The sequence below is a fragment of the Myxococcus sp. AB025B genome, assembly GCF_006518215.1.
Lineage (GTDB): Bacteria > Myxococcota > Myxococcia > Myxococcales > Myxococcaceae > Myxococcus > Myxococcus fulvus.
Genome location: NZ_SRLW01000769.1, coordinates 1 through 291, shown reverse-complemented (window position 1 = coordinate 291; position 291 = coordinate 1). Strand labels below are relative to the sequence as shown.

Below are 291 nucleotides of genomic sequence, written 5' to 3'. Positions count from 1 at the left end.
TGGCAGAGCCCCTGCCGGACCGGTTTTGCCGAACTCGCGCGGTCCACACTGTCGCGCTTCCTGGGCGCTTCACGTCCGGACCTGATTGGCCGAACCCAACAGCGACCTGATTGGCCGAGCCTTGACAAAAAGAAGGTGCTGGCGGGGGCAGCGGCGCTGCTGGTTGTTGCGAGGCGGGCTGGTTGATGGACGAGCGATCCACCTGGTTGATGGGCATCACCGAGCGCGAGCGTCAGCGCGCGCGCCCGGTGATGGGAGTAGCCTAAAGAGCGGCGGAGTCGGTGTCGAGCA

Annotated in this window: 1 protein-coding gene; it reads left to right on the top strand. The window is 66.0% G+C overall.

Going from position 1 to position 291, the window contains the following annotated elements:
• On the top strand, window positions 1–186 hold a 186-nt coding region (locus tag FL311_RS45870), incomplete at its 5' end, for a hypothetical protein (RefSeq protein ID WP_228557506.1).
• Window positions 187–291: the final 105 nt, after the last annotated feature.